Below are 16585 nucleotides of genomic sequence, written 5' to 3' on the forward strand. Positions count from 1 at the left end.
GGAAGGACACCATGCTGCTGGCACTGGCGGGGACCGACGGAGTGGGCAAGTCGACCCTCACCCGCGAGGTGGTCGCACATCTGGAACGGCGCGGGCACCGGGTCCGGACCGTCGACCGCTGGGACATCGTGGGCAGTCCGCACTATCCCGCAGCCCGTTTCCTCGACCACGACCTCAGGGACATCCGTCGCTGCGTGGCCGAGATGCCCGCCGCGCCCCGTCTCTTCTTTCTGATGTGGTCGATGGGCATGGCACTGGAGGCGCACCGGGAACCCCGCGGCGACCTGGTGATCGTGGACGGCCACTGGATGAAGCACGCCGCCTGCGAAATCGCCTACGGCCTCGACCCGAACTGGGTCGAATCCGTCGTCGCCGGACTACCGAAGGCCGACCTCACGATCCGGCTGGAACTCGACCCCGAACTGGCGTGGGAGCGGAAGCAGGGCGATCTCGTCCCCTACGAGTGCGGCATGGATCCTGACTGCTCCCGCAACTCCTTTCTCACCCACCAGCACGCCCTCGCCGATCGGCTCGACCTCTGGGCGGAGCGCGACGGCTGGCTGAGCCTGGACGCCGAGCGGCCGGTCGAGCAGGTTGTCGCCGACTTGGTCGCCCTCATCGGGGCATACCTGAACCCTTGATCCCGGAGCGGCGAGCATTCCCTGGTCCCTGGCGCCGGTCGGCGGGCAGCGCCACAGAACTAAAGGTCAGGAAATTGCGTCGGCGCTCCTGGCTCCGCTCGGTGTGCTGCCGGGCATCACGGCAGGCGTGCCCGCACCGGGTGCGGTGCCGGAGGGGGCGTCAATAAAGCTGCTGCGGCGGGCGATTCGCGTGTAAAGCCGGTCGGCCGGCCACCGGCTGGTGGGCAGCAGCAGGTGCCGCAGGTGGGTGGCGGTGGGGTCGCCGCGGAGGATAAGGCATTCCGCGCCGAGCTTCGCACAGTCAAGCAAGCCTCGGATTTTGCCGCTCATCGCGCCGGTGGTGTCCCACTCGGGTGCTGCCTGTAGCACTTCTCGCACCGGGTCCGCGCGGTCCGGGTCGATCCACGGGACCGGGCGCCCGTTGTCCAGGACACCGTCGACGTCGGTGAGTATGGCGATCCGCACTGAGCCGCGGGCGAGGGGCAGCAACGCGGCAGGGACGTGGTCGCTGCCGACGACGGCGAGCGAACCCTCGGCGGTGGGAAGGCAGTCCCCGGTGAGGACGGGGACTGCGCCGATGTCCAGGACCCGCCGCACGGACTCGCCGGAGAGGACGGGCCGTCCGTCCGGGTGAAGGACGACCACCGCGGCGAACTGGACGGGGAATGCCTTGGCACCGGCGTTGCGCAGGGCCGTGGACCACACCCAGCGAAGTTCGGCGTTGGCGTTGGTGAGCGAGAGTGCCTCCCATGGTGCGCCCGGATCGACTCCGCGCACGGCGCCGTGTCCGTACGACCCTCCTCCCGAGATCAGGATCAGCCTGCCTGGTGCCCTGGCCGCCAGGTCCGCCACGAGGCGGGCGAAGCCGGCCACGGCGTCGAGGTCGACGTGGCGGTCACGGCGCTTGTCGGAGAACAGGCCGCCACCGACCTTGAGGATCAGCAGGCCGGGCTCGCCGGGGCAGAGGTCAGGGTTCACGGTCGGCTCCCGAGTTCAGTCGTGCCGGGTGGACCGGACGTCACGTGCGGCACGGTCTCCCAGGGCTTGGCCGTCGCGACCGAGCGGCTCTGCTCGGCGCACCTCATCCGGTGGTCGAGAAGCCGGCGGGCACAGTCGGAGACGACGGAACTGTATTCCGGCTTCGCAGCCAGGTCCCGGCTTTCCCCAGGATCGTTCAACCGGTCGAAGAGCAGCGGGCGCTGCCCCGGGAAGTACACGTAGGTGAACCGGGGGCCGCGCAGCACGACGAGGTTGCAATCCGACGCCGGTGCGACGGACTGGACGGAGTCCTCGTCGTCGATGCGGCGCAAGTCGAACTCGCACACGGTCTCGGTTCGCAGCCAGCCGGTCCGGAGGCCGTCGCCGGCCATCAAAGGGAGCAGGGAGTGGCCACTGCTCCAGGGCAGTTCGGGTGCTCCGGCCCAGTCGAGCACGGTGGGTGCGATGTCCACCGACTCGGTGGGGAGGGTGCTGGTCACCGGGGCCGACCGCTCCGGCGTCGCGATGATGAGCGGGACGCGATAGGCGGTCTCGCGGAACCCTCCGGTGCCCAGGCCCCAGTGGTCGCCGAGCGCGTCCCCATGATCCGAGGTGAAGACGATCAGGGTGTCCTCCGCCCGCCCGAGGTCATCCAGCGCAGCCAGGACGCGACCGACCTGGTGGTCCAGTTCGGTGACCAGTCCGGCATAGGTGGCCCGATGGGCGGCCACGGCCTCGCGGGTGAGGTCTTCGGAGGCGGTGTCGGGCACGCGGCGCCCGAGCCAGCTGCGCAGGAACGGATGGCGAGCCGCTTCCAGCTCCCGGGTCGGAGCCCGCAGCGGGGGTGCGCTACGCGCTGGGTCGTACATCCTGTGGTACGGGTCGGGCGCCACCCAGGGCGGGTGGGGCCGCAAAAACGCCGCAAGGATGAACCACGGTTCGTCCTTCAGATCCGCCATGCAGTCGATGGTGCGGTCGGCGATGAACGTGGTGTCGCTCAACTCGGCAGGGTAACGAGCCACGTTGGCGGTGCCGGGGACCGGCCGGAAGATGTCCATCGGATCGTCGGGCACGGCGCACCCGTTCCGGTCCAGATGCTCGATCCAGGAAGCCAGCCCGCGACGGTTGAGATTGAAGTGGGTATGCCAGCTGAAGCCTGGGGGAACCGTCTCGAAGCCGCCTTCCGGGCCGCTCCGCAGAGTGTCGGTGTAGCCCACGACGTGGGAGGAGATGCCGGAGGCCGCGAGTTGGGTGGCGAGAGTGGGCCGCACGTCATCGGCCACCGTCCAGTTGTCCACGACGCGGTGCACCGACTGGTGGACCCCGGTGAGGAGCGAGGCACGCGCCGGTCCACATGGCGCGGTGACGGAGAAATGCTCGTCGAAGCGGGTGCCCCTGGCGGCGAGGGCCTCCAGGTGGGGTGTGCGGGCGATCGGATTTCCGTAGCAGGCGAGCGCGTCTGCGCGGAGCTGGTCGGCGACGATGAGTAGGACGTTGCGGCGGCCGGCGGCGGGATGACGCGGCGTCATGGCCAGAGGTAATCCTTCTGCCAGGTGCCCCTGGTGCGGGTGTAGTGGACCCGCTGATGGATGCGGTCGGGGCTGGCCTGCCAGAACTCGGCTTCGTCGGGGGTGACACCGTACAGTGTCCAGCTTTCCGGGCAGGGGACGACGTCCGGGTAGGTGTCCGAGAGGCGGACGTACTCAGCGAGGATCTCGTCGCGCCCGGTGGGCGGCGTGGCCCGGTGCAAGTGGGCCGAGAGCTGGGAGCCCCGTCCGCGCTCGGCGAAGTCCCGCTTCGAGGCGTCCCGCCCTGCGGACTCCGCCCGGCCGACGACCCGGACCTGGCGGCCGCTGATCGGCCAGTAGAAGTGCACCGACACCCGGAAGTTGGCAGCGATCTCGGCGCCCTTGCGGCTATCCGCGTGCGTCGCGAAGTAGAGCTGGTGAGCATCGATGTCTTTGCAGAGCAGGACACGGCTAGACGGGGTGCCGTCCGCTGCGACGGTGCACAGGCTCATGGCGTGCGGCTCCGGCTGGCCATCGGCCAGAGCCGCGAGGATCCAGTCCGTCAAAGCAGGCAGCGGTTCGTCGGGGAGATCCGCAGCCGAAAGGGCACTGTGGGTCACGTTCTGGAATACCGGAATCGCCCGGAACACGTCTCGAGTCGGCTTGCTCACCGTCGTCACGTTACCGCGCAACTGCCAACGGGCCACGCTCATACACTCGTTTCGGCGATGCCTCGTGCGGCTTGCGGAGCGGTCGGCCTGCATCCCGAGGCGGAAAGGGGCTTCCCCAAGGCCGGGTGGTTAGCCTTGATCTTTCGTGACGGTCCGTCGGTTCATCCGGCGGGCCGTTTCGGCTGTTCGAGCCGGTCGCGGGCATGGTGGTGGCTCGGCTGTCGCGTCGGGTGGGGGCCGGGTTCCACTGCTCCGGTGGTGTGATGTTCGGCGGGACAGGACGCTGTCGTTGGTCAGCCGGGGTTCGGCAAGGCTTGGAGACGTTCCAACGCGGTGGTGACCACCTCGGTCCAGGGCCAGTGGCGGGCCAGGCGGAGCCAGCGGCGGCGGCTGGTGGTCAGGAGCTCTGCTGCGGCGGAGAACAGCCGCAGCCGTAGGCGTTTGGGTTCCCAACGGCGGGCGTCGCCGGTCAGGGTGGGCATGGGCATCCAGGCAAGCAGGTCGAGCGCCGTCGATGTCCACGACCACCTCGCCGCCCGCGTCCGGGGCTGTCCGACCGGCCAAGGGCCAGACCCGAGCGCCGGCATCGGCCCGAGCACGACGGAGCGTGGCAAGGACGCGCGGCCCGGCGCCCGCCAGGGTGTCGACCAGCCGGGAGACGGTCGGATCGGAGGCACGGGTCCGAACACGGCGGGCTCGGCCCGCAGCACCGCGACATCGGCTAGGGAGTCCCCGCCAGCGCCACGGAGAGCGCGACGTCCAGCAGGATCTTGCCCGGATCGTGCGCTGCCCTGGGCTTGCGCCACGGCGCGAGCGCCGCCGACAGCGCGTCCGTCGGCACGGTCCGGCGAGCCGTCTCCACGAGCAGCACCCCGCCGGCCTGCGAGACCCCTCCGCTGCCGCCACCCGACATCCGCACACGCGGGTAGGACCCGATAACGCCTACTCACCTGGGAAGTGCCTCCGACGGCGCGGGGACAAGGGCCTAGACAATCCTCATTCTCGCTGGTTAGAGGCACTTTTCGCTTATCTGATCACCTGTCGGACGGACCACCCATGAAAGCCCAAGGCTAAGGGCTCGCAGAGAATCAAGCTGTTGCTTCCCGTGATGTGGCTCGTTGTTGTGGTATGAGCGTCTCCGACGAGGTCCGTGGCCAACTCGCTGTGAAGTTTCGGGTGTTGTTCCCGCATCTGGACGAGCGGCAGCGGCGGCTGCTGATGGGGGCCGAGGCCAGGATCCTGGGGCACGGCGGTATCCGGGCGGTCGCACGGGCGGCCCAGGTCAGCGAGACGACGGTCCGCAAGGGCGTGGACGAGCTGGAAGCCGGCGAGGAGCCTCTGGGCCGGGTCCGCAAGGCCGGTGGTGGCCGCAAGAAGGCCGTGGACCTTGATCCGGATCTGGGGCCCGCGCTGCTCGCGCTCGTGGAACCTGACGAGCGGGGTGATCCGATGTCACCGCTGCGCTGGACGGTGAAGTCGACCAGGAGCCTCGCGGCCGAGCTGACCCGTCAGGGGCACAGGGTGAGCGCGGACACGGTCGGGGACCTGCTGCGTGAGGAGGGCTTCAGCCTGCAGGCCGGCTCCAAGAGCATCGAGGGCAAGCAGCACCCGGACCGTGATGCCCAGTTCCGTTACATCAACGAGCGGGCCAGACAGCACATCGATGCCGGACAGCCGGTGATCAGTGTGGACACGAAGAAGAAGGAGCTCGTCGGCGACTACAAGAACGCTGGCCGCCAGTGGCGGCCGGCCGGTGAGCCGGCACAGGTCAGGACGCACGATTTCCTGGACAGGCAGGGACCTGGCAAGGCGATCCCGTACGGGATCTATGACATCGCCGCGGACACCGGCTGGGTCAGCGTCGGCACCGATCACGACACCGCCGCGTTCGCCGTCGCCTCCATCCGCCGCTGGTGGCAGGCCCGAGGCCGGTACGACTATCCGGCCGCCGCCCGCCTGCTGATCACTGCAGACGCAGGCGGGTCCAACGGCTACCGCACCCGCGCCTGGAAGACCGAACTCGCAGCCCTGGCCGCCGAGACGGGCCTGGACATCACTGTCTGCCACATGCCGCCCGGCACCTCGAAGTGGAACAAGATCGAGCACCGGCTGTTCTCCCACATCTCCATGAACTGGCGGGGCCGCCCGCTGACCAGCCACGACGTCATCGTGAACAGCATCGCGGCGACCACCACCCTCACCGGGCTGAAAGTCCACGCCGAACTCGACCCGGGCACCTACGAGACCGGCATCAAGATCACCGACAGCGATATCGACGCCCTGCCCATGCACCGGCACCGCTTCCACGGCGACTGGAACTACACCCTTCACCCCCAACCTCGCGACACCACCAGCTCAGCCAGGAGCCCGCGGCCGGCCGACCGCACGTCCCCGCAGCCCTGCATCGAGTCTCTGCGCAACCCGGAGCTGACCGGCATGCCCGAACCGGCGCTGGACGAACTCATCAACCAACTGACCCAGGATCTGGACGAGTTACGCGAGCAAGGACGGCTCCGGCAGCGAGGAGGCGAGCGCATCCGTGCTCGTGGCGCCGGGGCCAAGGACAAGCTGACCACCGCCGACAGAGTCCTGGCCACCGTGCTCTACCAGCGCAAACTCGGCACCCGAGACCTGCTCGCCCAGCTCTTCGGAGTCAACGCCAGCACCCTCACCAGGGCCGTTCACCAAGTCCAGCCCCTCCTGGCCGAGCGTGGCTACACCATTCCACCCTCCACAGCCAGGTTCCGGACGCCCGCCGATGTCGCCGCGTTCCTCGCTAGCAGCAGCCCCACCGAGATCAAATCAGCATGTTGATTCTCTGCGAGCCCTAACGAGCTCGTGCACGGTAGGCAGGGAGACGTCGAGGATGGCGGCGGGGCTCGGTGTTCACATCTGCCGCGCCGACGTCAGGTCCGCGGTCTGCTGGTGGGACAGCAGGCCGGCGACGGCCTGGACGGTGTCGCTCATGTGCTCGCGGCGGCCGAGGTGGCGGGTCAAAGCTCGCCAGTTCTTCAGATGGGCGATGCCGTGCTCGACGCGGCGTCGTGAGGAATGTGCCTTCCGCTGCCGCTCGTACATCTCCTCGTACCAGTCCGGAGCGTTCTTCTTGAACTTGCTGTCGGCGTACACGTGAACGTGCACCACCTCGTACGGATGAGAGTGCACCGTTCTTGATGCGGTGAGGGGCAAGGGCCGCGAGTCTGCTGCTGTCGGTTCGGGGTGGCAGAGGGGCGGCTGACGGTGGTCTTGGATCCGCATCGCTGGCTGGAGCTTCGGCGGTTTCGCGGTTTGTATGAGTCCGGCGCGATGAGCCTGCGGGAGATCGCGAAGGAGACCGGGCTGAACCGCCGCACGGTTGCGAAGTACCTGTCGGGTGAGGTGTCGGCTGCGCCGCCGCAGCGGGAGCCGAGCGGGCGGCCGCGGCAGCGGGTGGTGGACGAGGTTGCCCCGTTGATCGACGCGATGCTCAGGGCGGAGATCCTGCTCAAGGGGGCGGTGATCCACGAGCGCCTGGTCCAGGAGTACGGGGTCGCGATCAACTACCAGCGGGTGAAGCTCTACCTGCAGGAGGCCAGGCCCCGGATCGCCGAGGAACTCGGGATCAGCCCTGGTGAACTGGCCGGTTTGCACCGCCGGTTCGAGGTGGTCCCTGGGGCTCAGGCCCAGGTGGACTGGGGTGATGAGGGCAAGGTCCTCGCTCATGTCGGCATTCCGAAGGTCTACTCGTTCCACATGACGTTGTCGTACTCGCGCGACCCGTTCTGCTGCTTCACCACCAGCCAGGACCTGGCGACCTTCTTCGACTGCCACCGGCAGGCGTTCGCGCACTTCGGCGGGGTGCCGATGACGATCGTCTACGACCGCACCAAGACCGTCGTGCGCCGGCACGTCGCCCCGGGCGAGGCGGTCCCGCTGCCTCCGGAGGCGGTCGCCTTCGCCGGGCACTACGACTTCGATATCGATGTGCTGGCCGCCTACCGGCCGCAGGGCAAGGGCCGCGTCGAGCGGCAGGTCGGCATCGTCCGCGATCACGTGCTGGCCGGACGGGCCTTCTCGTCCATCGAGGAGATGAACGCCGCTTTCGCAGCCTGGGTGCCGCTGCGGCGGGCGAAGGTGCATGGCACTCATGGCGAGGTCATCGGCCATCGGGCGGTGCGCGACCACATGGCCCTGCGCCCGTTGCCCGAGACTCCGTATGTGGTCGCCCAACGGCATCTGCGGCACGTCGGCAAGGACTGCCTGGTCGCTTTCGACGCGAACCTCTACTCGGTGCCCGCCCGCAGGGTCCGCCCCCGCCAGCTGGTCGAGATTCGCGCCACGAAGTCCCAAGTCACGCTGCACTCCACGGTCCCCGGCTCGGACGGCGAGACTCTCCTGGCCGCCCATCCGCGGGCTGTGGGCCGCGGCGCCCGCATCGTCGACGACAGGCACTGGGACGGTCTGCCCACCGGCGCCGGCCGCCGCGTCACCACCGGCGACAGCCCGCCTTCGCCCCGCCGGGAGCCCTCACCCGGGCCGGAGGCCGGCCCGCTGCAGGCCCTGCTGAACCGGGCCGCTGCTGCCCGCGTCGAGGTCGGCCGCTGTCCGTTGTCGGTCTATGACGAGCTGACCGGCACCCGCCCCTTCACCTCCAACACTCCGAGAAAGGAAGCCCGTTGAGCGAGCTGACCGGCACCCGCATCCGCACCACGGCCGGCAAGCTCGGCCTGCCCCACCTGGCCGATGCCCTGAACCAGTACATCCAGCGGGGCTGACGAGGCCAAGATGGGCTATCTCCACTTCCTCGACCTGGTGCTGTCCGAGGAACTCGCCGTCAAGGACGACCGGCGCTTTCGGCAGGGCCTGCGACTGTCGAAGCTGCCGCACCACAAGACGCTGGACGACTACGACTTCTCCTTCCAGCCCGAGCTCGACCCCCGCAAGGTCAAGGACCTCGCCAGCCTCTCCTTCGTCGAGGAGAAGGCCAACGTTGCCCTGCTCGGCCCGCCCGGCGTCGGCAAGACGCACATCGCCGTCGCCCTGGCCGTCGCGGCTTGCCGGGCCGGCTACTCGATCTACTTCACCAGCCTCGACGACATGGTCCGCAACCTCAAAGCCGCCGAAGCGGCAGGTCGACTGACCAGCAAGCTCGGCACCTATCTGCGGCCGGGCGTTCTCGTGGTCGATGAGGTGGGATACCAGCCCCTCGAGCGAGCCGAGGCGAATCTGGTCTTCCAGGTGATCTCCAAGCGTTACGAGAAGGGCTCGATCATCCTGACTTCGAACAAGACCTTCAGCGAGTGGGGTCAGGTCTTCGGTGACGAAGTCCTCGCCACCGCCATCCTCGACCGCCTCCTGCACCTCCAAGACACAGCCTTCCGAACGCCGATCTTCATGGTGGCCGGATAGCCCGGCCCTGGAACAGTGGAAGGTGTCCGTCGTCGAGCAAACGCTTCCTGGACGCCCCGTCGGCCAGGTCGGACCAAGACCGCCGGACTTTTGAGAAGCCGTCAGAAGTGCCACTGCTGGACAAGGGTAGAATTGCAGCGGTATAGATGAACGGCTGGATCGCCGAACGGCATATTTCCGTCGAGGCAGTGGCTGCTGCTACCGGACACCCTTGAGACCAGAGGGAGGCTGCCACCGAAGGGTCCGGGAAGAGGCAGCGGTGCGTGGCCGCTGTCCCATATCTCATTGCTGATGCTGTTACAGATCCACTGCTGGACTGGCGTTCCATTGGCGGCACCGCCCCGGGCGTCCAGGCACATGCCGCTAAGTTGATTCCGGAACTGAAATTTCGTACCGCCAAGGGAAACAAACACCCAGCGCTGTCCGCTGTAGTTGCTGTCACAAACTTGCTGCACGATCGCTGCACCTTGGTCCAGCGACCCCTGATCCGGCTGAAGACATAGCCCAGTTGCCAGATTAGGGATGGGGTAGGAGGGAGGGCTGCTTGCGCCAGCCGGCGAACCGACCGCCAGATTCATGGCAGATGCCAACGCGCCAGCCAACATCAGCGAAACCATACCGTGTCGATTCATGGCGGCAATGGCCCTTCATAGTTCATCGAATGTTCCGAAGGCCCACCGGCTCTTGGGCGTGTGTCCCGCCTGCTGCTCGGGCTGGCGATAGACAGCCTGGACGCCAGCAGGCCACCTGTCGCGACCTGTTTCAGCCAACTGGTCGAACCCACAAATCGGCGGTTGCGGACCTGATCACCCGCCGCCTGGCAGCCATGCCCCAGAGCGGCGGGCAGGACTTGCGGGGCCGTTAACGGCCCTGTTCTCCCGAAGCTACGACGAAGTGACAAGTAGCTTCCTGTAATCAGAGTGACGCTCGGTCAGGGATAGCGAGGCGGGGTCCGGGGACTTCGCCGACCTGGAGGGCGGCGAAGTCGGCGTGGGCCTGTTCGACGGCTTCGGAGTATGCCTCGCGCTTGGCGTGCTCGGCGAGCGCCCGGTAGATGCTCGCCACCGAGGGGTTCTGCCCCTTGCGCTTGCCGGTGGGGATGATCAGGTCGGGCTGGATCTGCTCGACGGACTCGCCGCCTGCGCGGCGCCGCAGCACGGTGTGGAGCATGTCGTCGGTGATGACCGGTGGCCGGCCGCCGTGTTTGCCCTTGCGTGCCGCGTGGTCGAGCCCCTCCAGCGTCGACTCGCGGATGTTCTCCCGCTCGGTCTCCGCCATCGCCGCGAAGAACGCGAACAGCAGCTTGCCGGGGCCGGTGGGGTCGTAGATGCCGGGCAGGGGCCCGGCGAGCATCTCCAGGACCAGGCCGTGGGCGGCGAGGTGGTCGGCGAGCGCGGTGAGTTCGGCGGCGTCGCGGCCGAGCCGCTTCATCTCGTACACGGTGAAGAAGACCCGGCAGTGGGGGGCGTGGGCCTTGACCTCCCGCGCCCTACGGAGGGCTTCCTCGAAGCGGGGGCGGACCCGGACGCGGGTGCTGATCTTCTCGCTGAAGATCTTGTCGCGGGGGATGCCGTGCTTGCTGAGCGCGTCGAGCTGGGAGCCGAGTTCCTGGCCGAGGGTCGAGCAGCGGGCGTAGCCGATGCGGATGTCCGCACTCGGCAGGTCCGGGTCGATCGGCGCCGGCGGCGGGGTGCCGGGCCGCCACGGCCTGCCTGGGCCGCGGTCGGCTGGGTCGGCACCCGCAGCGCCTTCTTCAGCCGGGGCACCATGGTGAAGCGGCGGGTGTGGTAGGCGGAGGCGACCGCGCCGCCGCGCGAGCGGCAGGGTGATCCGGGCTCGGCGTCACACTTCGGACAGGCGTGCTGTTCGACGTCGTTGGCGTCCGACCGGTCGGTCGGGAGGGCTGGTGAGGGTCCGTCATGGGCCCGGTTTTCGCACAATGCAAGTCTCAGAAGGAGGTCCGTCCCGCTTTTAAGTGAGAACGGGTTCCGCGAACGATTCCGGGTGCGGCGAGGGTCCGGTGGCCTGCGATTGATCTTGCTCGCGCAAAGGAACGTTTGTGAAAGCTGCTGTGAGCTGCGTCTCATCATTGTCCGTAGGTCGTCGGTGGGCAACGTACGGTGCCGGTGTTCACGCCTCGGCGCTCTCGCTGCTCCGCTCGACCGGGATCCACAGCTGGGAGTCGGTTTCGGCGCGAATATCCACCGGCTGTGTCCGCAGGAGCTCCGGACCTGTCCGGCTCGTGTACGGGTTCGAGGGGAACCACTGCGTGAACACGTCTCGCCACAGCTCCTGGAGGCCGCTCGGGTAGGGTCCGTGGTTGTCGAAGACCGCCCAGGTCCCGGCCGGCACGTCGAGGGCGTCGAGGTTTTCGGCGGCCGCCTCGGGGCCGGTCACCACGCCGATCCAGTAGTCCGCCTCGGCGCCCTCCTCCCGGCTGTCGGTCAGGTACACCACCGCCGACAAGATCCCGGCCGGCTCCTGACCGGCCAGCTCCTTCATCCGCACGATCGCCAACTCGTCCAGGCTCTCCAGGTGCGCCACAGCCGCCCTGTTGAGACCCTCCGGCACGAGTGGGAGCCGGGCCTTCTTGCCGACGACCCGAAACGACTCCTTCTCCACGATTCGGTAGCGCATGGTCGTACTGCCTTCGACGACCACGCGGAAGGACATGCGCGGCTGCGCGGTGAGCACCGCACCCGTGCGCCGGGCCTCGCCCGGCCCGATGCCATGCACCGACCGGAATGCCCGGGCGAACGCCTCGCCCGAGCTGTACCCGTACCGCACAGCGACATCGAGCAGCGTCAGGTCCCCGGCCAGCACCTCGGCCCCGGCGAGTGTCATCCGCCGGCGCCGCAGGTAGACCGGGAGCGGCATCCCGGCGAGCGCGGAGAACAGCCGCCGGAAGTGGTACTCCGACACCGCGGCGATCCGGGCCACCTCCGCCATGTCGACCTCCCGGTCGAGGCATGCCTCCAGGTGGTTCAACGCCTGATTCAGCCGCTCCAGCACGCCTATCCGCCCTTCCCTCTCGCGTCCGTCTCCACCGTAAGAACATCCGCCCCGCCAGGCAGCCGTTCGCCGCGTGCGGCGCCTTGATGGTCATCGGCGCTGTGCTCTGCGGCGCCGACCGGGCATCGGCCGACCGCGAGGCGAAACAGGAGTGGTCGACCGAGCGGTCCGGTGGGCTGACCGCGCGGCCGTCAGGCCGCCTTGCTGGAGTAGAGAGGATGTGGTCGCGCCCCGCCCGACAAAACTAGTGCGGCAATTGTCGGGCAGGAAAGGACGGCGTGACCTGAGGCTTACGCCTATGACTGATGTTAAGGGGTTTTGCGAGCCGCGGTTCGAGGTAGTCCGGGCGGCTCTTGCAGCTTTGCTCAGCAAGGACGACGTGGGTGCCTCGGCGGCCGTCTACATCGACGGCGAGCCGGTGGTCGACATCTGGGGCGGGTACGCCGATGCGGACCGCTCTGTCAGCTGGGAGCGCGACACCATCGTCGGCGTGAACTCGACGACCAAGAACATGACCGCCCTCTGCGCGCTGATCCTGGCCGACCGGGGCGAGCTCGATCTGTCCGCGCCGGTCGCCGCCTACTGGCCCGAGTTCGCCTTGGTCGGTAAGAAGAACGTGCTGGTACGGCACGTGCTGTCGCACACCGCGGGACTGCCGGATTTGTCCGGGCCGACGACGGTCGAGGAGCTCTACGACTGCGAGAGCGTGACGGCAGGGCTGGCCGCGCAGGCGCCCGAATGGGAGCCGGGAACGGCCGCCGGCTATCACGCGCTCACCTTCGGGTTCCTTATAGGTGAGATCGTCCGCCGCATCACCGGCCGCAGTCTCGGCGAGTTCTTCGCCGAAGAGGTGGCCAAACCGCTGGGCGCGGACTTCCACATCGGACTCTCTACCGAACATGACCACCGCGTCGCACCGCTCATCCCGCCGCCGTCATTGACCGACGAGTACGCCGCCAGCGCACCGCTCGGACCGGATGGCACACGCCGGGAAAGTACCGGTGTGGCGATCCGGGTCAAGGACGCCAACTCCAAGGCCTGGCGCCGTGCGCAGATCCCTGCGGTAAACGGCTTCGGCAACGCTCGCTCTGTCGCCCTGGCTCAGTCGGTATTGGCGAACCAGGGTTCGGCCAGCGGCGTGCGACTGCTGTCCCCCCAGGGTTGCGAGCCCGCGTGGCAGGAAGTGTTCCGCGGCGAGGACCGCGTACTGGGAACGCCGATGTGCTGGACGGTGGGTTTCGGTAAGTTCGGCAACACCTTCGGCTGGGGCGGCTGGGGCGGCTCGCTGGTCGCGAACGACCCCGACTCACGCATGACCGTGGCCTACGTCATGAACCAGATGATCGACCGGGATCGGCAGGAGGACAACCGTGGCATGGAAATCATCGTGGCCGCCTACAGCGGACTGCACTGACAGGCAGCGGGGCGGCTTGAGCCCGCACAGGCTGCCCTTCTCCTCTCCCGCTCGAAAACGTTCCGTACGCCTCGGCCTGCTCATCAGTCAGAAACTCCACCGGCACGGCCGGACCGTAGCCAGCGCCAACGGCCGCCCGGCGACCTTTCCGCGAACCCCAGCGGCACCTGTATCCGTGTGCTAGCCGACCATGATCAACTTCAGTGGCACTTTCTGCACCGCAACTACTCACACTCGCACCCGGGGCAGGGCTGGATGCACACCAGGCACTGGCCTGGGGCGGCGACGGGCGCCAGGCGCTTCAGGAGCTCGCGGACCCGGTCTTCCTCCTCCTGCTCGTACGGTTCGACGTCAGCCGTGCAGCCTTCAAGCAGCTCGGTAAACGCGGCGCGGAAGGCGGGGATCTCGCGGCGGCAGGCTCCGAGCAGGTCCAGGTACTCCTCCACCGGCCAGCTGGCCAGCGTGCCCGAGCGCGAGAGGTACAGGCCGACGGTGTCGATCCGGTACCGGTCGTCCCTGTCGAGCAGCAGGTAGCCGGTCAGCTGCCACGCTTCCGCTTGGGCAGAGTGCGGGTGGACCGGGTGCTCTTGAAGTCGAGCAGCAGTCCGTCGACGGCCAGGTCGGCGTCCGCGGCGATGCGGTCGGTCGGGAACGTGGGCGCTGGCGTGCAGTCCTCCGACCGTGTGCGGTTCCGCAGGTCGTTCAGCGGGCCGTCGGCGGCCTTGTAGATCTGGGCGACGACGTCGGCCACCATGTCGCGGTGCGGCAGCTGGAGCAGCCGGTCCAGGTTGAATGCGCCGGGATCTTGTCGGGCGGCAATGGCCAGCGGGGTGAAGGCGAACCCGGGTTGCGTACGAGGCCTTCGAGTCGGTCCAGGGCGAGTACGGCGAGGTTGGCCAGACTGCGTTTGACGTGCGCCCATACCCCCTCGACGGGGTTGAGGTCGGGCGAGTACGCGGGCAGCAGGAACACCGTCAGCCATTCACGCTCGGCGATCAGCTCACTCATGGCGTGGGAGACATGGGTGTTCAGCCGGTCCCACACCAGCACGATCGGCGCCTTGACGAGCTGGTGGACGCCGTCGACCAGCGCGATGAAGTCCCGCTCACCCATGCTGCGGCGCTTGCCCTTGCCTGCGGGGTGGGTGCGCAGACGGTGGCACAGCCGGGTGCGGGAGCCTGGCCGTATCGCGATCAGCCCGGCCACTGACAGGCGCCCCGAGCGGCGGCCGCTGACGGTCACGACCGGCGTGTGGCCGCGCCGGCCCCAGGTTCGTCCTTTGGGCGGCCGTCGGGTGAACCCGGCTTCGTCCTCGAAGCAGATGTAGCCTCCGCAGGCCGCCCGGGCCCTTTTACCTCAGCCCAAGTCGCCTCCTTCCACGCGGTCACGGCCTGCTCGTCGCGTTCGGCGACCCGCCGCCCGGGGACCTGTGGGCTGAAGCCGAGCCGGTGCATCAGCCGGGTGGCACCCGAGACGCTGTAGGAGACGTGGAACTTCCTGCCGATCAGAGTGGCCACCCTCGCCGCGGTCCACACCTGGCCCTCCACCCATCCATGCGCGGCAGGCCCCTGCTCGAGATACCCGGCGAGCTTCTCCAAGCAGCGCGGCGACAGACGGCATCGCGACCCGCTCGGGCCACGCGAGGCCAGAGCCTCACGACCGCCGTCCCGCCACAGCAGGTGCCACTGGTAGGCCGATTTCAGGCTCACCCGCAGACGCCTTGCAACCTCCGGCGGCTTGATCTTCTGCTCGAACAGCTCGGCTGCCTGCATCCGTACCGTTTCCCGGCGCTGCCGCCCCGCAGCGGTCAGCCCGCCCCCATCCGCATACCTCACACAGCACGGGATACAGCCACCGCTCCAGGCCCTTCAGGGACTTCGCAAAGATTCACCCTGACGAGCCGAAGTCAGTATGCGCCGACGAGACCGCGGAACGTGGGAGAGCGGAACGGTGAGAGGATTTCGAGGGTGATGGCAAGAACCAGTGACATCGAGAAGGCGGCCGGTGTGCTGCGCGCCGGCGGCCTGCTGGCCCTCCCAACCGAAACCGTCTACGGACTGGGCGCCAACGCCGAAGACCCCGCTGCCGTCTCGCGCATCTTCCAGGTCAAGGGGCGTCCACACTCCCATCCGCTGATCGTCCACATCGGCGGCGCGCAGCATCTGGACGATTGGGTCCAGGACGTGCCCGCGACGGCGCGCCTGCTGGCCGAGCACTTCTGGCCGGGGCCGCTCACGCTGGTCCTGCGGCGTGGTCGGCGGGTGTCCCCGGAAGCCACGGGTGGCCTGGAGACGGTGGCCGTGCGTGTGCCCGATCACCCCGTTGCCCTCGCGCTGCTGTCGGCCTTCGGCGGCGGTGTCACGGCCCCGTCCGCCAATCGCTTCGGCTCGGTGAGTCCCACCACGGCCGGCCACGTCCGGGCGGAGCTCGGGGATGCCGTCGACTTCGTCCTGGACGGCGGTCCCTGCGGGGTCGGCGTCGAGTCGACCATCGTCGACGTCATGGGCGAAACCCCGGCCATCCTCCGGCCCGGCGGGGTGACTCGCGAGGACCTCGAAGCGGTGCTGGGGTATCCGATCGAGGTCCCGTCCACGAGCCATGTCCGGGTGCCGGGTCAGCACCCGTCGCACTACGCGCCGTCTGCGCGGGTCGTCCTGGTCGAGCCGGAGAAGGTCGTCGACGAGGCGCGGCTCGCGCAGGAGCAGGGGCACCAGGTCGGCGTCCTTCTTCCCCCGTCCCTCGCCGACACCCCGGTGAAGGCGCACGCCGTGGTGGATGTCCCAGCGTCCCTGGCCGGCTACGCGCGCGAGCTGTACGGGTTCCTGCGCGAACTCGACCAGCGGGGGTGCGACCTCATCCTCGCCTCCTTGCCGGTGGAGGAGGGGCTGGGACTGGCGATCGCCAACCGGCTGCGCCGCGCCGCGGGGCCCCGGCCCACCGCGTGACCAGCATCGACGGTGGACCTCTCGCGTC

The 16585-nt window shown here is 68.6% G+C and carries 15 protein-coding genes and 4 pseudogenes; 6 read left to right on the forward strand and 13 right to left on the reverse strand.

Annotation, left to right across the window (positions count from 1 at the left end; translation table 11 throughout):
- The first annotated feature begins 11 nt into the window (after positions 1-11).
- A complete protein-coding gene (locus AC07C1_RS32260; protein WP_478944779.1) occupies positions 12-641 on the forward strand; it encodes a nucleoside/nucleotide kinase family protein in 630 nt (209 codons plus the stop codon).
- A gap of 66 nt (positions 642-707) precedes the next feature.
- Here AC07C1_RS32260 and AC07C1_RS32265 read toward each other — a convergent pair whose 3' ends face one another.
- From AC07C1_RS32265 to AC07C1_RS32285, 5 genes and pseudogenes are all read right to left on the reverse strand, one after another.
- Positions 708-1619, reverse strand: coding sequence for an amino acid kinase family protein (locus AC07C1_RS32265; protein WP_478944781.1), 912 nt, complete (start codon positions 1617-1619; stop codon positions 708-710).
- Positions 1616-3148, reverse strand: coding sequence for a sulfatase-like hydrolase/transferase (locus tag AC07C1_RS32270; protein ID WP_478944783.1), 1533 nt, complete (start codon positions 3146-3148; stop codon positions 1616-1618). The genes AC07C1_RS32265 and AC07C1_RS32270 overlap by 4 nt, the downstream gene beginning before the upstream one ends.
- Entirely contained in the window at positions 3145-3840 is a 696-nt protein-coding gene (locus AC07C1_RS32275) for a pyridoxine/pyridoxamine 5'-phosphate oxidase (protein WP_478944785.1), read from the reverse strand. The genes AC07C1_RS32270 and AC07C1_RS32275 overlap by 4 nt, the downstream gene beginning before the upstream one ends.
- Before the next feature lie 251 nt (positions 3841-4091).
- Positions 4092-4280, reverse strand: a complete 189-nt coding sequence (locus tag AC07C1_RS32280) for a transposase (protein WP_478944787.1) — start codon at positions 4278-4280, stop codon at positions 4092-4094.
- Between the two features lie 25 nt (positions 4281-4305).
- A pseudogene (locus tag AC07C1_RS32285) lies at positions 4306-4711 on the reverse strand (transposase); the annotation flags it as partial.
- Positions 4712-4926: 215 nt separating this feature from the next.
- Here AC07C1_RS32285 and AC07C1_RS32290 point away from each other — a divergent pair.
- On the forward strand, positions 4927-6612 hold the full coding sequence (locus tag AC07C1_RS32290) for an ISAzo13 family transposase (RefSeq protein ID WP_478944789.1): 1686 nt from the start codon (positions 4927-4929) through the stop codon (positions 6610-6612).
- 72 nt (positions 6613-6684) lie between these two features.
- Here the strand turns inward: AC07C1_RS32290 and AC07C1_RS32295 are convergent, their stop codons facing one another.
- Positions 6685-6942 (reverse strand): transposase, encoded by a 258-nt coding sequence (locus AC07C1_RS32295; RefSeq protein ID WP_478944791.1) that lies wholly within the window; start codon positions 6940-6942, stop codon positions 6685-6687.
- 162 nt (positions 6943-7104) lie between these two features.
- On the opposite strand from AC07C1_RS32295, the gene istA reads away from it, so the two are divergent.
- Together istA and istB are read left to right on the forward strand one after the other, a co-directional pair.
- The gene (gene istA / locus AC07C1_RS32300) at positions 7105-8457 is read left to right on the forward strand and encodes an IS21 family transposase (protein WP_478944793.1); all 1353 of its coding nucleotides are present in this window, start codon (positions 7105-7107) and stop codon (positions 8455-8457) included.
- Positions 8454-9138 (forward strand): annotated as a pseudogene (gene istB, locus AC07C1_RS32305) (IS21-like element helper ATPase IstB); the annotation flags it as partial. The gene istA and the pseudogene istB, both read left to right, overlap by 4 nt.
- Positions 9139-9287: 149 nt before the next feature.
- Here the strand turns inward: istB and AC07C1_RS32310 are convergent.
- The 4 genes and pseudogenes from AC07C1_RS32310 to AC07C1_RS32325 all read right to left on the reverse strand — a co-directional run bounded on the left by AC07C1_RS32310 (position 9288) and on the right by AC07C1_RS32325 (position 12198).
- A complete protein-coding gene (locus AC07C1_RS32310; RefSeq protein WP_478944795.1) occupies positions 9288-9803 on the reverse strand; it encodes an RICIN domain-containing protein in 516 nt (171 codons plus the stop codon).
- 298 nt (positions 9804-10101) lie between these two features.
- On the reverse strand, positions 10102-11016 hold the full coding sequence (locus AC07C1_RS32315; RefSeq protein ID WP_478944916.1) for a recombinase family protein: 915 nt from the start codon (positions 11014-11016) through the stop codon (positions 10102-10104).
- Positions 10980-11276, reverse strand: a pseudogene (locus AC07C1_RS32320) (zinc finger domain-containing protein); the annotation flags it as partial. The gene AC07C1_RS32315 and the pseudogene AC07C1_RS32320, both read right to left, overlap by 37 nt.
- 40 nt (positions 11277-11316) lie before the next feature.
- Positions 11317-12198 carry an AraC family transcriptional regulator gene (locus AC07C1_RS32325; RefSeq protein ID WP_478944797.1) on the reverse strand — a complete coding sequence of 294 codons (882 nt, stop codon included), beginning with the start codon at positions 12196-12198 and terminating at the stop codon, positions 11317-11319.
- A 298-nt stretch (positions 12199-12496) separates the two neighbouring features.
- On the opposite strand from AC07C1_RS32325, the gene AC07C1_RS32330 reads away from it, so the two are divergent.
- On the forward strand, positions 12497-13612 hold the full coding sequence (locus AC07C1_RS32330) for a serine hydrolase domain-containing protein (RefSeq protein WP_478944799.1): 1116 nt from the start codon (positions 12497-12499) through the stop codon (positions 13610-13612).
- A 224-nt stretch (positions 13613-13836) separates the two neighbouring features.
- On the opposite strand, the gene AC07C1_RS32335 is transcribed toward AC07C1_RS32330, so the two are convergent.
- The 3 genes and pseudogenes from AC07C1_RS32335 to AC07C1_RS32345 form a co-directional block, all read right to left on the reverse strand.
- Complete coding sequence (locus AC07C1_RS32335) at positions 13837-14058, reverse strand: hypothetical protein (protein WP_478944801.1); 222 nt, start codon at positions 14056-14058, stop codon at positions 13837-13839.
- 92 nt (positions 14059-14150) lie between these two features.
- Positions 14151-14366 (reverse strand): hypothetical protein, encoded by a 216-nt coding sequence (locus AC07C1_RS32340; protein WP_478944803.1) that lies wholly within the window; start codon positions 14364-14366, stop codon positions 14151-14153.
- Between the two features lie 92 nt (positions 14367-14458).
- Positions 14459-15447, reverse strand: a pseudogene (locus AC07C1_RS32345) (IS630 family transposase); the annotation flags it as partial.
- Between the two features lie 135 nt (positions 15448-15582).
- Between AC07C1_RS32345 and AC07C1_RS32350 the strand changes: the two are divergent.
- A complete protein-coding gene (locus AC07C1_RS32350) occupies positions 15583-16557 on the forward strand; it encodes an L-threonylcarbamoyladenylate synthase (protein ID WP_478944805.1) in 975 nt (324 codons plus the stop codon).
- Positions 16558-16585: the final 28 nt, after the last annotated feature.

This window comes from Streptomyces sp. NPDC045022 (genome assembly GCF_056432605.1).

What these genes read in the sequence shown, in the direction of transcription:
- AC07C1_RS32310 (WP_478944795.1), bottom strand. Translation starts at nt 9,803, where the DNA reads ATGGTTTCGCTGATGTTGGCTGGCGCGTTGGCATCTGCCATGAATCTG.
- AC07C1_RS32290 (WP_478944789.1), top strand. Translation starts at nt 4,927, where the DNA reads ATGAGCGTCTCCGACGAGGTCCGTGGCCAACTCGCTGTGAAGTTTCGG.
- istA (WP_478944793.1), top strand. Translation starts at nt 7,105, where the DNA reads ATGAGCCTGCGGGAGATCGCGAAGGAGACCGGGCTGAACCGCCGCACG.
- AC07C1_RS32270 (WP_478944783.1), bottom strand. Translation starts at nt 3,148, where the DNA reads ATGACGCCGCGTCATCCCGCCGCCGGCCGCCGCAACGTCCTACTCATC.
- AC07C1_RS32275 (WP_478944785.1), bottom strand. Translation starts at nt 3,840, where the DNA reads ATGAGCGTGGCCCGTTGGCAGTTGCGCGGTAACGTGACGACGGTGAGC.
- AC07C1_RS32330 (WP_478944799.1), top strand. Translation starts at nt 12,497, where the DNA reads ATGACTGATGTTAAGGGGTTTTGCGAGCCGCGGTTCGAGGTAGTCCGG.
- AC07C1_RS32260 (WP_478944779.1), top strand. Translation starts at nt 12, where the DNA reads ATGCTGCTGGCACTGGCGGGGACCGACGGAGTGGGCAAGTCGACCCTC.
- AC07C1_RS32350 (WP_478944805.1), top strand. Translation starts at nt 15,583, where the DNA reads ATGGCAAGAACCAGTGACATCGAGAAGGCGGCCGGTGTGCTGCGCGCC.
- AC07C1_RS32340 (WP_478944803.1), bottom strand. Translation starts at nt 14,366, where the DNA reads ATGGTGGCCGACGTCGTCGCCCAGATCTACAAGGCCGCCGACGGCCCG.
- AC07C1_RS32280 (WP_478944787.1), bottom strand. Translation starts at nt 4,280, where the DNA reads ATGCCCACCCTGACCGGCGACGCCCGCCGTTGGGAACCCAAACGCCTA.